The 13938-nt window shown below is 60.0% G+C and carries 8 protein-coding genes; 6 read left to right on the forward strand and 2 right to left on the reverse strand.

What is annotated here, in order from left to right; genetic code table 11:
• Nucleotides 1-39 precede the first annotated feature (39 nt).
• The gene (locus tag NA78x_RS17585) at nt 40-1032 is read right to left on the reverse strand and encodes an NAD-dependent epimerase/dehydratase family protein (RefSeq protein ID WP_425613677.1); all 993 of its coding nucleotides are present in this window, start codon (nt 1030-1032) and stop codon (nt 40-42) included.
• 338 nt (nt 1033-1370) lie between these two features.
• On the opposite strand from NA78x_RS17585, the gene NA78x_RS17590 reads away from it, so the two are divergent.
• The 5 genes from NA78x_RS17590 to NA78x_RS17610 all read left to right on the forward strand — a co-directional run bounded on the left by NA78x_RS17590 (nt 1371) and on the right by NA78x_RS17610 (nt 11620).
• Nucleotides 1371-4595, forward strand: coding sequence for a tetratricopeptide repeat protein (locus NA78x_RS17590; RefSeq protein ID WP_425613678.1), 3225 nt, complete (start codon nt 1371-1373; stop codon nt 4593-4595).
• A gap of 58 nt (nt 4596-4653) precedes the next feature.
• Entirely contained in the window at nt 4654-5598 is a 945-nt protein-coding gene (locus NA78x_RS17595) for a MotA/TolQ/ExbB proton channel family protein (RefSeq protein WP_425613679.1), read from the forward strand.
• A 27-nt stretch (nt 5599-5625) separates the two neighbouring features.
• On the forward strand, nt 5626-6042 hold the full coding sequence (locus NA78x_RS17600; protein WP_425613680.1) for an ExbD/TolR family protein: 417 nt from the start codon (nt 5626-5628) through the stop codon (nt 6040-6042).
• Between the two features lie 30 nt (nt 6043-6072).
• The gene (locus NA78x_RS17605) at nt 6073-11118 is read left to right on the forward strand and encodes a hypothetical protein (protein WP_425613681.1); all 5046 of its coding nucleotides are present in this window, start codon (nt 6073-6075) and stop codon (nt 11116-11118) included.
• Nucleotides 11119-11224: 106 nt separating this feature from the next.
• Nucleotides 11225-11620, forward strand: coding sequence for a hypothetical protein (locus NA78x_RS17610; protein WP_425613682.1), 396 nt, complete (start codon nt 11225-11227; stop codon nt 11618-11620).
• Nucleotides 11621-11649: 29 nt separating this feature from the next.
• Here the strand turns inward: NA78x_RS17610 and NA78x_RS17615 are convergent, their stop codons facing one another.
• Nucleotides 11650-12264 carry a thioredoxin family protein gene (locus NA78x_RS17615; RefSeq protein ID WP_425613683.1) on the reverse strand — a complete coding sequence of 205 codons (615 nt, stop codon included), beginning with the start codon at nt 12262-12264 and terminating at the stop codon, nt 11650-11652.
• A 202-nt stretch (nt 12265-12466) separates the two neighbouring features.
• On the opposite strand from NA78x_RS17615, the gene NA78x_RS17620 reads away from it, so the two are divergent.
• Entirely contained in the window at nt 12467-13705 is a 1239-nt protein-coding gene (locus tag NA78x_RS17620) for an ISNCY family transposase (RefSeq protein WP_425613684.1), read from the forward strand.
• The last annotated feature ends 233 nt before the right edge of the window (nt 13706-13938 follow it).

Consider the following 13938-nt stretch of genomic DNA (forward strand, 5'->3'; position numbering starts at 1 on the left):
TTGCTGGGAGGGGCGTTTTCGCAATGCTTGTCGTTCGGCCTACCTGCTCGCTTGCGCCAGACAGTCTCGAATGATGTCGTCGAGCGAATTTTCCGCCTGCCAGCCAATGGTGGTGCGAATGCGAGTCAGGTCGGGAACGCGGCGGCGAATATCTTCGAAGTCGGCATCGTAAGCTTCGCGGTAGCTTTGAAAATCGATCTGCGACTTGGAACCAGCGAGCGTGATGACTCGCTGAGCCAATTGCAGGATCGAAATCGGTTGATCGCTGCCGATGTTAAAGACGCGCCCCACGGTGGCCGGCGAAGCCATCAGCCCGAGGATGGCGCGGACCACATCGTTCACATGCGCAAAACAGCGGGTCTGGTTGCCATCGTCGTGCACGACCAGCGGCTTGCCAGCGATGGCCGCTTCGACAAAACGAGGCAAGACCATTCCGTATGCGCCTGTTTGTCGTGGGCCGACGACGTTGAAAAAGCGGGCAATCACGACGGGCAAGCCAAACTGCCTGCTGCAGGCGAGCGTTAAGAATTCATCGATGGCTTTGCTGGCACCGTACGACCAGCGGGGCTTGGTCGTGGCTCCAAAGACCAGATCGTCTTCTTCGTTCCAGACCGGTTTGGGGTTCTTGCCGTAAACCTCGCTGGTACTGGCCAGGAAGAACTTTACTGGCTTGCCTTGCTGGTGCCGCGCGCACAGCTCGTCGAGCAGGATCTGAGTGGGATAGATGTTCCGCTCGATCGTTTGCCGCGGTTGGCTGGCAATAAGAGCGACACCCACGGCAGCAGCCAAGTGATAGACCTCGTCGACATCGGCTAGGCACTGCTGCACGAGTGCCAGGTCGCCGATGGAGCCACGGATGACCTTCAGCAGGCCTGTGTCCTTGGCGGTGGTGAGGGAAGGCCGCTCCAGATTGGCAAAGCGGCCGGTCGATTCGTCATCGACGACGGTTACGCGATTGCCGGCACTGAGCAAGGCCTCGACGAGGTGCGAACCAATGAAACCCGCTCCGCCAGTGACTAAGAGATGCTTCACAGACAACTTCTTGGGGAAAGTGGCGACTAGTGGAACGAAAATCGCGCCCGGGCGTAACGTCCGTTCGTTATACGGCCAATTTGCTTGCAGACGGACAGGTGGGGGCGAAGCCGATGACTTTACCACCCCGTGGGCTGGTTATAAACTGGATTTGAGCCGCTCACCTCTTTTACAGGCGGCTCACTTCCAGCCAAACCTTTCCAAACCCACATTTCGGGCCGCCAAATTTCGGGATGAGTAGCCGTCGCCAGCGGTAAGCTCCTGGCGACGCCTATGGTCCCGCAGCATTGTGCGGCCAGCGACCGGCGAATCAGGCAAACAGCGGGGAACCGACGATCATGCGGCAGTATCTGGTTTTGAAGTATGGATTTGCGTTCCTTGCGACCGCGCTCGTGTTGACTCTGGCCACCTCGGTCCACGCCCAAGAGAAAGAGAAGAAAGCAGAATCCTCCGAAGCAGCCAAACTGGCGTTTTCCGATGCTGGCCTGCTGCAAAACAACGCCGCCTTCGGTGCCGCTGCCGACGATTGGGAAAAGTTTTTGAAGAATCATGCCTCGGACCCGCTCGCTCCCAAGGCCCGCTATTACCTGGGCGTTTGCCGGCTGCAACTGAAGCAACTGGATCAGGCCATCGTCGCCTTTGAGGCCGTGGCGAAAGACAATCCCAAATTCGACCAGCTCGAAGACCTGCTACTGAACCTGGCCTCGACCCAGTACTCACTCGCTGGGCAAGGCAAAGCCGGCATGCATGAGCAGGCCGCAGCCAACTTCGGCAAACTGGTGAAGGACTTCCCGAAGGGAAAATACCTGGAAGAAGCTCTCTACTATCAGGGCGAAGCTCTCTACTCGGCTGGCAAGAAGGCCGAAGCGGTCGTTCCCTACGAACAGCTGGTCAAGGATCACGAAAAGTCGACTCGCCGCGCCGATGCTTTGTACGCACTGGGGACCACGCAGGAAGAACTTGGCAAGTATGCCGAAGCCGGCAAAGTCTACGACATCTACCTGAAAGAATTTCCCAAGAGTGCCAACGCGACCGAAGTGCAGATGCGTAAGGCCGAGACGCTGCTGCAGACCAATCAATTTGCCGAAGCTGAAAAACTCTTCGCCGAAGTCGCCCAGGTGAAGGATTTTGGCTCCACCGATTTTGCACTCTTCCGCCAAGGTGCCGCGCTGGCTCGCCAGGACAAGTATGCCGAAGCCGGCACTGTGTATGCAAAGGTGGCCGCAGATCACAGCAAGAGCTCCTACGCAGCTGATGCCGCTGTATCCGCTGCCCGGGCCTTCTATCGGGCCGACAAGCTCGACGACGCAGCCAAATGGTTCCAGCAGACGCTCGACAATGGCGGTGCCAACGTCGCCGAAGCAGCTCACTGGCTCAGCCGCATTTACTTGCGTCAGAAGCAACCCGCCAAAGCGGCTGAGCTTGCCAACAAGCAACTCGCCGGTGCCAAGGACAGTCCGTTCTTGGTGAATCTGAAGTTGGACGAAGCCGACGCGCTCGTCGAGATTCCAGAAAAGAAGAAAGCGGCCCTCGACATCTACGCCAGTGTTGCCAAAGATCACAACACCCACGAACTGGCTCCCCAGGCGCTCTACAACGCCGCGTTCACGGCGCTCGAACTGAAGCAGTACGAAGACGGCGTGAAATACAGCGGCGACTTCCTGAAGTCGTTCGCCAAGGACAAGCTGGTTCCCGACGTGCAATACGTGGCCGCCGAATGCGACCTGCAGCTGAAGAAGTACGCCGATGCAGAAAAAGCCTTCGCCGCTCTGGTGAAGGACCATGCCTCGCACGCCGAGATCGATACCTGGCGCGTGCGACTCGGCCTGAGCCAATTCCTGCAAAAGAAATATGCGGAAACGATCGCCACGCTGGAAAAAGCAACTTCCGATCTCAAGGCTGCCGACGCCCAGGCTGAAGCGAGCTATCTGGTCGGTGCCAGCCAGTTCTTTCAAGACAAGTTTGCCGATGCGGAAAAGTATCTGACGCAATCGCTGGCCGCGAATGCCAAGTGGCGACAAGCCGATGAAGCTTTGGTGCTGCTCGCGCGTTCTCAGCGCAAGAACGACAAAACGCCCGCTGCGAAAAAGTCGCTTGACCAGCTAATCAAAGAATTTCCCACTAGCGCGCAGCTCGATCAGGCGCACTATCGATTAGGCGAGATCGCCTTCGCCGAAGACGACTTTAAGACCGCCGCCACCCAGTACGAAACGGTCGTCAGCAAATGGCCCGAGTCGACCTATGCTCCCTATGCCTTGTACGGCAAAGCGTGGTCGCAACTGAAGAGCAAAGAGTATCCGGCGGCCGTCGAGTCTTTCACTTCGCTCGTTTCCACTTACAAAGATCATCCACTCACCGCCGATGCTCTCTTCGGTCGTGGCATGAGTCGCCGCTTGACGGGCGACTTCAAGGGCACCATCGCCGATATCGATTCGTTCCTGAAGTCGAATCCCAGCGAGCCCAACAAGACCGACGCGCTGTACGAACGTGGCTTGGCCGAGGTTGCACTCAAGGACAACGTCGCCGCTGAAAAGACGTTTGGAACCATCTTAAAGGACAACCCCAAGTATCCGGGCATCGACAAGGTGCTGTACGAACTGGCTTGGGCAGTGAAGTCGCAAGACAAGGCCGCAGCGGCCGTTCCCTACTTCGATCAACTGGCCAAGGACCATCCGAATAGCCCGCTCACAGCCGAGGCCCTCTTTCACGTCGCCGAAGATCAATACGACAAGAAGGCCTATGCCGATGCAGCCAAAACCTATGCCGTTGCGATCAGCAAAAAGCCGGCGGGCGATTTGGGCGAACGAACAGCCCACAAACTGGGCTGGGCCAACTATCAGCAAAAGCAATACGACGCAGCTGTGAAGGCTTTCGACGATCAATTGAAGAGTTTCGCCACCGGGGCCCTCGCTGGCGATGCTGCCTTCATGAAGGCTGAGTCTCTCTTCAAGCAAGCGAACTACAAAGAAGCCCTGGCGGCCTTTCAAACAGCGGCCCAGGCCAAGCTCTCGTCGCCCACCATGGAATCGCTCCGCTTGCTGCACGGCGGCCAAAGCGCCGCGCAGTTGAAGCAGTGGAAGGATAGCCTCGCCATGCTCGAAGAGATCCCCACCAAGTTCCCCGAGTCGCCCATTCTTTCCGAAGCCATCTACGAAACTGCCTGGGCCAAGCAAAACCTTGGCAAAGTCGAAGAGGCCTTGAAGGATTACGAAGTGGCCGCGACCAAATCTCGCGATCATGTTGGCGCTCGAGCTCGCTTCATGATGGGCGAGATTCAATTCGAGAAGAAATCGTTCGAAGACGCCATTCGCGAATTCCAACGCGCCATGTTTGGCTATGGGGCCGACATGGCGACGGCGGAAACGAAGAACTGGCAAGCCAAGTCGGGCTTCGAGGCGGGCCGCTGTGCCGAAGTGCAAATCAACGAAACCAAAGACGCCGCGATGAAGGCCAAACACATTGCCGACGCCAAACGCTTTTATACCTTTGTCGTCGACAAGCACGCCGGACACGAATTGGCAGCCGATGCCAAAAAGCGCCTCGACGTATTGAACAAACTGTAAATCGCAGCCACTCTCCCAGCTGCAAACATCCCTAACACAATCGTGCCCGACGGTTCCTATGAAACAGCGCTCGCCCATCGAGATCAACACGCTCTACTCGCGCCCCTGGGTGCGGCTGGCGATTTATACCTGCTTTGCGTTCGCGCTGTTGTCTTGCGTGCAGCCCATTGCCCGCACGTTGCACGCGCAAGCGCCGCCGGATGCTGCTGCTGGCCCCAGCGGTGACGCAGCGCCCACGGGCACGCCGACTGCCGCGGATCAGCCGACGGTCGCCAAAAAGAACGACTTGAATCTGATCACTCTGGCGATCCAGGGTGGGTTCTTTATGTACCCGCTCTACGGCCTGTCGATTTTGGCGGTCACCATGATCGTCGAACGGCATATTGCGATCCGCCGCAGCCGCATCATTCCCCAAGAGTTTGTTGATGGTCTTGGGCAAATGGGAAATAGCGGTGGCTTCGACCCGCGCAAGGCCTATCGCCTGTGCCAACAGTATCCATCAGCCGCGGCCCGCGTCGTCAAGGCGATGCTCTTGAAAGTGGGACGCCCAGTGTCGGAGATCGAACATACGATCAGCGAAACGAGTCAGCGCGAGTCGGAGCGGCTGTATTTCAATGTTCGCTGGCTCAATCTTGCAGCATCCATTGCCCCGCTGTTGGGCCTCATCGGTACGATCCAAGGTATGATTCTCGCCTTTCATAAACTGGGCGGACTCGCACCGGGAGAGAGCCAAATGGAAAGCCTCGCCGCGGGCATTTATACGGCCCTTGTCACGACCTTCGCTGGTCTGGCCGTCGCCATTCCCGCTGCCATTTGGTCACAGTATTTCGAAGGTCAGTTGATTCTGTTCTTTCACGAAGTTGACGAACTGGCCTTCAATCTCTTGCCGCAGGTCGAGCGGTACGAGGGGCGAGTTCGCTTCACCCGCCAGGGCGAAGAAGAGGCAGCCAAGGAAGAAACCAAAGTGGTTGCCACTCCAACTGCACCAGCCGTCGCCAAGTAGCTCACCAGTAGAAAGGGATGAGCCACCATGGCACTCAAAGTCAATAAAGGGAAGGCCGACGAGCTAATGAACTTCACGCCGATGATCGACGTGGTGTTCAACCTGCTGCTGTTTTTTATGGTCGCCGCTCGTTTTGTGCAGGAGGAGCGGGAAGTTCCCGTGCAACTTCCTTCGGCCAGCGAAGCACGCCCGCTGACGGCCACGCCGAGCGAGATCTTTGTGAACGTCAATCAATTCGGTTCGATGTTTGCCGGCAATCGCGAAGTGACCGCCGACGAACTCGATACGTTCCTGCAGCAAGCGGCCGTCAACAATCCGGCCAATCAAACCGTCATCATTCGGGCTGATAAGCGCGTGCCGTTCGATCACGTCGTAACCGTGATGAACGCGTGCAACAAAGCCAAACTGTTCGATTACAAAATTACCTCTGCCAAGGAAGACTGAGTCGGCCCCCGCTGACTTCAGGAGCAAACGATGGCCAAGATCAGGCGCGTGGTGCGTAAGCCGCCGAGCGAGCACCAAGGCGACATCTTCGAAGATCAACTTTGGCCGACCTACATCGCGCTCGTGATCCTCGCTGCGTTTTCGATGGGCGTGAGCGCGGCGTATCTCAAGTTCAACGACCCAAATCCGGCGCTCAACGCCATCACCTGGTTGATCCTGATTCCCCTTGGCACTGGTGCGTTCATGCTGGCGTTTCGCCTGCTCGACAATCGCACCTTGCGGCGGTCAATGCAGTTCTCGGCGGTGGTCTGCGCCATCATTCACCTGGCACTCGTGGTGCAAATGTACGAAACGGGACTCTTCACCACCGAGATCGTGCGCGCGCCCGATGCGCGGCCGGTGGAACGTCGGCCGCCGAAGCCACTTCCCGAGTATCGTCCGCAGCAAATGATGTCTGCTCAGGATAGGCCGCAGCAAGATCACGAAAAGCCGATCGAAACAAAAACGCCGGAGCCCGAACGTGAGCCGGAAGAAGTGGTGCGCCAAGAGACGCCGAAAGACGTCGCGCCGCCGCAGCCTCAGCCGATTCCCGTGCCGGAAGTGGTTGCCACCACCGAACCGAACATCATTCGCAAGCCGCAGCCTAACGAGGCTGCACCCAAAGCGGCTGAAACGCCAGCCAAGCTCAGCCGGCAAGTAAAACCGGCTGAAACGAAGGTCAGCCAGATTATCGAGACACCCAAAGTGGCTCAAGCAACGGCCAAGCCGACCGAAGCCGCCGCCAGCGCAGCCGCCGTTCAAAGGCAAAGCACTTCAGCCAATGCCGCTCCGCGCGAAGTGAAAGAGCCGACCACTCAAACCGAAAGCCCCACGGCCAGCGTGGCGCGCCGCACCGAACAGAACGCGCCCACGCCCGAGACCACTGCGCAGCCAACCCTGCAGCGGCAAGTGGCTCGGCCGGCCGAGACGCCGCGCTCGCAAGTGGCGGCCGTGCAAACTCCCGCGGCGACCAAAGAAACGACGCCGCAAGAGTTGAAGCCTGCGAACACTGCCTCGACCAAAACCGCGAGCACCAGTCCATCGCTGGTTCGCAATCAGACGGAACCACTTCCGGAAGTCAGTACCCAGGCCACGCCGCAACCTCAGCGACGCCAGCAAGAAAGTGCCGCGCAACCGACCATCGCGCAAATGCAAACGCCGGTACCGAATCGTCAGCCTCGCACGACGGAACGTCCCGATGTGAAGACACAAGCGAGCGTCGTCACGCCGGCAACCACGGCTGGCCAAACTTCACCCACCGAAGCCAAGCTGACGCCGCAAACCAATTCAATCCAGCGCGCGACCGCTCAAGTGACGGCGCCGCGCCCCACGGAACTTCCGTCGGCGGAACCGAGTTCTCCGCGCGCCGATCAGGTGGCTTCGCGAATGACCCGCACCGCGGGCCAGTCAGCGCCGACTGCCACACCCAATCCCACGCAAACTCCATCGCTTACGCGCAGCACCAATAGTGCGCCTAGCGTCCCGTCGGCGACTCGAGTCGATACGACTGCTGCAGCCGCAACCCAAGTGGCTACTTCTGGCGAACTTTCGCCCACCAGCACAGCCACCCAGCGGACGGCCGTGGCCGCCGCGCAGCAAGCTCCGGCGACCGGTGCGCCACGGCCAACCACTGTCGCTGCCAATACGACGACCCCATCGCCCAACGCAACGAGTGCCCGCCGTGCGAATGATTCGAACAATCCATCCGATGCTCCTGCAGTGACCCCCGGTACGACGCAAATTACCTCCTCGCGCAGCACACAGCCGGTTCGCAGCAATACCGTGACCACCGTGGCCGATGTTCCGGCGAACGCAGGCCCGCAAACAGCTTCGTCGGCGGCTCTCGGTCCGTCGTCGGCCACTGTCTCGCGGCAGATGACTGCGAACTCAGCGGGCGCTACCCGTACACAACCCACGGCTTCAACGACTGTTGGCAGCCCGACCGCTCAGGTCTCGCAAGGTGGAGCAACTCGGGCCCAGAATTCAACCACGCCAACCATCGATCCGACGGGCAATCCGGGCCGTTCGCCTTCGCGCGCGGTAGCCACCGCAGCGCAAGCGACCTCGCCGACCGCCGTCGATAGCCCCGCTCAATCGATAGCGGCTCAAGGGGCCGGCGATCCCGCTGCTCAGCCGGCACGCATGGCTCTCAGCCGTTCGCTGGGTGGTGTCGCCGGCGTGGGCAAGAGCCCGAACATGGATCGCTCCCTTCCTGGTAGCACTGGCGCGGCGATGGTCGCCTCGTCAGCTGCTCGCCGGGCCGAAGCCACGCAAAGCGGCCCCACCGGCGATGCTCTGGCTCCCAGCGCTCCCGCGCAGATTGCTCGCGCACGAGCCGGCGACCAGGCCCCCACCGCTTCGCTCAAGGCCGAAGCCGTCGACCATGCCACTTCGCCGGGTGCAAACGAAGTGGCTGCCGTGAATGCCAGTTCGAGTGCTGCCCTCACGCGCGCCGATTCCGATGCTCGCCATGCTGAAGTTACCGGCGCCAAGGGCGCGGGCGAAGTCGATCTGGGCCCGACACAGATCGTTGCCGAGGCAGGCACTGGCCGCGCGGCCGGTGGTGGCCAGGCCGAACTTAATTTTGAGACGAACGCACCGCAAATCGCACGCAAGACCGACACCGGTGGCAGTCCGGTGATGTCGCTTGCTTCTGCCAAGGTCGATGAAAAGGTCGCCGCACCCATGGGCACCTCGGGTGGTCAACCTGCCGCGAGTGATCCAGGTCCCTCGGCCGTTTCGCCAACACGCACTTTGGCCGGTGGCGAATCGCCCGCGTCGGGTGGACCTTCGAAGGCCAGCGAGAACGGACCATCGGCTGAAGTGAACTCCGCGGCCATGCTCGCCGAGTCGGCCGTCAGTCGCCGCGATAACGCCGAAGGAGCCAGCGGTGGCGCGGCATCCGCAGGTCAGCCCGAAATCGAAGATGAAAAGGAAAAGGCACTCCGGCTGGCTCGCCAGGCCGCCGGTGGCGGTCCGCAACTCGCCATTGCAGGTCCGGTCGTCGCGGCGGTTTCGCAGTCACCCATGGGAAACACTGGCGATGGTGGCACTCCGAACGCACAGCCCAAGGTTACGGCCGTGATCGCTTCCACGGGCCGACAAAACATGGATGGCGGCGCTCCACGTGGCGGTGCAGCGATTGCGGCGGGTGAACCAGGCGAAGCCTCGCGCGGCGGCGCCGAGCAAGTGGGTAGTGTCACGGTGACACGCGCCGAAGCTTCCGACGGCGCGCCGGGCGAACCGGCACTCGGCGGCGGTACTGGCTCGCCCTCTCGCGCAGCCAAAGGCATCACGCTCGCAGCGAACACTCAGGCCGAAACGATTGAACTCGCCGGCTCGCCCCAATCGGGCGGCGCGCCTCAAGGTCAAATGATCGAAGCTCAAGGTACCGAAGCCCAGCGGCTAGCTGGTGGCGCGCCTGGTCCTGTCGGTGATGGTCCCACGGGCGCAGTCGCTGGTGCCGAACTCGTCGCGGCTAGTACCGCTGGCTCTCCGGGCGAAGCCTCGGGCCGCAGGAATGCTTCGGCCGCGACTGGCGATGGTCCGCAAGTGGGTGGCGAAACCAATAACGGTGCACCAGGCCGCCGCGCTGCGACCACCGAGATTGCCGGCGGAGCTTCGACCGTCGCGGAGATTCCGCAGATGGGGCCGACGTCAGCCATCGCACAGGCTGAGCTCGATCATGGCATGGGGAACATGGGTGCCGCGCCCATGACTCGTCAGGATGCTGCTGAATCAGTGGCAGTGAATATCGAAGCGCCCGATGGCCCGGGAGGATTGGGCGCCGAGCATGCTCCGCGCGTCGGTCTCAACACGCGGCAAGCTCGCGAGGATAGCGTGCAGATGCAAGTGCAAACGGCGCGATTCCTCCGGCAGAAGGCTGGCGGTCTACCATCGGTCAGCACGTCCGTCGTGATGGCCACGGACCCATTCGCCAAGCGGTCGGCGCGCGATAAGGGAATGGAGAGTGCGGGCGGCAAGGGCTCACCCCCGCCGCAGACCGAGCAAGCGATTGAAATGGGGCTGCAGTTCCTGGCTCGCTATCAACAGACCGATGGCCGCTGGAGCTTGCAAGGCTTTGGCGAAGACACACAACTCGCTTCCGATACGGCCGCGACAGCCCTCTCGCTGCTGGCGTTTCAGGGTGCCGGCTTCAACCATCGCGAGCATCAGTACAAAGACGTTGTGCGTTCCGGAATCGATCATCTGCTCGCGCATCAGCGCGAGAACGGTGACCTGTTCATGGTCCTCGACGATAACAGCAACCGAAGCGTCTGGCTTTATAGCCACGCGCTGGCGACGATCGCCCTCTGCGAAGCATACGGCATGACCCAAGATCCGGAGTTGCGCGTACCAGCTCAAAAGGCCATCGACTTTATCGTCGCGGCTCAGCACAAAGAGCGCGGTGGTTGGCGATATGCTCCCGGAGTCAGCAGCGATACCTCCGTCAGTGGTTGGATGATGATGGCACTCAAGAGTGGTGAACTAGCAAACCTGACGGTTCCGAAGGAAACGTACACCAAGATCGATGCCTGGCTCAACGCGGCCCAAAAGTCGGGCAGCGATCCGCATGAGTTTCGTTACAACCCCTTCGCCGAAGATACTCCCGAGCAGCGGCACGGCTTGGTTGCGAGCAAGACGATGACCTCGGTCGGTTTGCTGATGCGGCTCTATTCGGGCTCGAAGCGCGATCAGGCGGTGATGCAGCAAGGCGCCGCGTACCTGCGGAAGAACTTGCCTGCGATCGGCGATGCGCGTAATCCGCAGCGAGACACCTATTACTGGTATTACGGCACGCAGGTCATGTATCACATGGGTGGCGAGGATTGGAAAGCCTGGAACGGCAAACTGCATCCGCTGCTGGTCAACTCTCAGATCAAGCAAGGTCCGCTGGCCGGCAGTTGGCAACCGCGCGGCCCGGTCCCTGACCGCTGGTCGTCCCATGCTGGTCGACTGTATGTGACCACCATGAACTTGCTCTCGCTGGAAGTTTATTATCGTCACTTGCCGCTATACGAAGACACGGCGAAGTAGAGCCTTCTAGGCGTTAACTAACGTCATACTGCCGTCGGCCGGTTCTGATTGCTTCAGCGAATTCGGGACCAAGCGCTCGCAAGAACTCGGCGATCAATTCCCAATCGTGCAACAGTGCCTGAACTCGATCGCCACCGTCACGGGCGGCGATCAGATCGGGTTGCCTATCCCGGCAGATCAATTGGCAGTCTTCCGCGTGGCCAAGCTGTCGCATCAGTTGGCGATGGTTGAGTTCAAATCGCTCGGCTTCGCGACTGTAGACGTTGTGCCGGACGAAGTAATGCTGGTAAACGATATTGTCGATCGTTTGGCGACACAATATCTCGATATGAGTCTCGCCCCGGCAATATCTGCCGGAGGCAAAGGGCCCACAATGAGAAGACCGCACTGGATCGAATTCAAACTCAAAACCCCAGGGCCTCATCAACACGTCAAGTCGCTCGATTGCCGCTTGCAGTGCCGATTGGACCGTGCATTCGCGTTGGTGAAGGTCGAGTTCTGAATTCATAAACCAGCTACTTAGCGAGATTCTTACTCGGTCTTCTTGCGCCGATCGCGTTGGTAGCGAACCGTGCAGCCAATAGCCACAGTTTCGGTCACTTCAGGAGCCTTGCCCACCAGGGCAGCATCGACGGCTTCGCTCAGGTAGTTGCGATTGGCTTTGGCTTCGTCGGGGTTGTCGTCGAGCGCGCCCATGTAGACGATTTTGCGTTCTTTGTTCAGCACAAAGAACTCCGGCGTGCGCGTGGCACCAAAGGCCTTGGCCGTGGCTTGAGCATCGTCGTCGTGCACGTAGGTGAACTGAAAGCCCTTCTCCTTGATTTTGTCCGCCATCTTTTCGAGCGAATCGCCTTCCACCTTATTCGGATTGATGGCCACGATCGCACATTTGGCGTCGAGCTTCTTTTGTAAGGCATTCAAGCGATCTTCAACGGCCACGGCATATTCGCAGGTGTTGCAAATGAAGGCCACGATGACGACGTCCTTTTCCTTCAGGTCCGCCAATGAATGACTCTTGCCCGCCGGATCTTTCAGCTCGGACCAACTGGGAGCCGCATCGCCAATGCTCAGCGTCTTGTTGTACTTGCCGGCGAGTGCCAGGCCGCAGGAGACAAGCAGCATGCCAATGGCCAGGGAAAGCGACATTCGCAAAGTCTGCGGAAGCATGAGGGCACCCAAGCAAGATCTCAAAAGATAGTTCGAGCGAACGAGACACTGGCAATCTTAGCTGCCTCCCGAAAGCGGCTCAACGCAGGAGGAGGGCGACCGTGTCATACCACAATAGAAATGTCCCCTTACGTCCACATTAGAAATGTCCCCATGTTGCCCTCCAGAAGGAGGGCCAGGCATGGAGACGATTCAGATGAGTCAGAGCGAGCGGCGGCGGTTGGAGATTTTTTCGCGGGTGAAGCAGCAGCAGCTGACGTTGGTGCAGGCTGGCGAGTTGTTGGCCGTGAGTTATCGGCAAGCGAAGCGGTTGTGGGCTCGGTATCAGCGTGAGGGTGATGCGGGGTTGGTTCACGGCCTGCGTGGTGGGGCGTCGAATCATCAGAGCGATGCGGATTGGCGTGCGCGCGTGTTGGCTCGGTATGGCGAGCGATACGGCGATTACGGTCCGACACTGGCGGCGGAATGTTTGGCGACGGAAGGGTTGTTGGTGGGGGTGGAGACGTTGCGTCGGTGGTTGTTAGCGGCAGGTCTGTGGTCGCGTCAGCGGCGTTCGAAAGTGCATCGTCGGCGGCGAGCTCGGCGGGAGCAGTTTGGCGAGTTGGTGCAGATGGACGGTTCGCATCACGATTGGTTCGAAGGTCGTCGCGCGTGGGCGGTGTTGATGGTGATGATCGACGATGCGACGAGCCGTGTGAGCGCGCGGTTCTACGAGGAGGAGACGTTGGCCGCGGCGTTCGAAATGGTGCAGCGTTACGCGCAGGAGCGTGGCTTGCCGCGGGCCTTGTATGTGGATCGGGCGTCGATCTACCGGAGCGATCGCGAGCCGACGGCTGCGGAGATAATCGCGGAAATCGAGCCTCAAACGCAGTTTGGTCGGGCCATGCAATCGCTGGACGTGCGGTTGATCTTGGCGAACAGTCCGCAGGCCAAGGGACGGGTCGAGCGCGTGAATCGGACGTTGCAAGATCGCTTGGTGAAGGCGCTGCGGCAGCGTGGGATCAGCGAGTTCGAGTCGGCGAATAAGTTCTTGGAAGCTGAGTTTCTGTTGCCGTTCAACACGCGCTTCGCAGTGGCACCGACCAAGCCCGCGGACTTGCACCGCGCGGTGCCGCAAGAGTTAGATCTGTGCCGCGTGTTAGCAGTTCACGAAGAGCGTGTGGTGCAGAACGATTGGACGATTCGTTGGCAGAACAGCTTTCTGCAATTGGACCGTAAGAGTGGTCTGCAACCGCAGGATCGGCTGACGGTGTGCGAGCAGTTGGATGGCCATGTGCGCTTGTTCGCGGATGATCGCGAGTTGCTCTGGAGCCCGGTGCGGAGCGAAGCGAGTCGGCCGCGCAAACCAGTCGCCGCGCGCACCGGCCCGACAGGTTCGTCTCAGGGGCAGAAGCCAGCCGCCAACCATCCCTGGCGTTGAGGAATACCGGCTGATTCCCTCGCCGGATAACTCGCGACGGTGTGGGGGCGGTTTGCTCCGCTCCGGTCGCTGGCGCTCCCTGCGCTACGCAAACCGCCCCCACACCGTTACCTTAGAAAGCCTTACCCCCAAGGGGACGTTTCTATTTGTGGAGAAACAGGGGACATTTCTATTGTGGTGTAACATGCTTCTATAGCAACCCTTGACCACTGGGCGCAACTGCCGATACAATA

It is taken from the genome of Anatilimnocola aquadivae, assembly GCF_049819085.1.
In the GTDB taxonomy this organism is placed as follows: Bacteria; Planctomycetota; Planctomycetia; order Pirellulales; family Pirellulaceae; genus Anatilimnocola.

What these genes read in the sequence shown, in the direction of transcription:
- NA78x_RS17590 (WP_425613678.1), top strand. Translation starts at nt 1,371, where the DNA reads ATGCGGCAGTATCTGGTTTTGAAGTATGGATTTGCGTTCCTTGCGACC.
- NA78x_RS17595 (WP_425613679.1), top strand. Translation starts at nt 4,654, where the DNA reads ATGAAACAGCGCTCGCCCATCGAGATCAACACGCTCTACTCGCGCCCC.
- NA78x_RS17600 (WP_425613680.1), top strand. Translation starts at nt 5,626, where the DNA reads ATGGCACTCAAAGTCAATAAAGGGAAGGCCGACGAGCTAATGAACTTC.
- NA78x_RS17605 (WP_425613681.1), top strand. Translation starts at nt 6,073, where the DNA reads ATGGCCAAGATCAGGCGCGTGGTGCGTAAGCCGCCGAGCGAGCACCAA.
- NA78x_RS17615 (WP_425613683.1), bottom strand. Translation starts at nt 12,264, where the DNA reads ATGTCGCTTTCCCTGGCCATTGGCATGCTGCTTGTCTCCTGCGGCCTG.
- NA78x_RS17620 (WP_425613684.1), top strand. Translation starts at nt 12,467, where the DNA reads ATGGAGACGATTCAGATGAGTCAGAGCGAGCGGCGGCGGTTGGAGATT.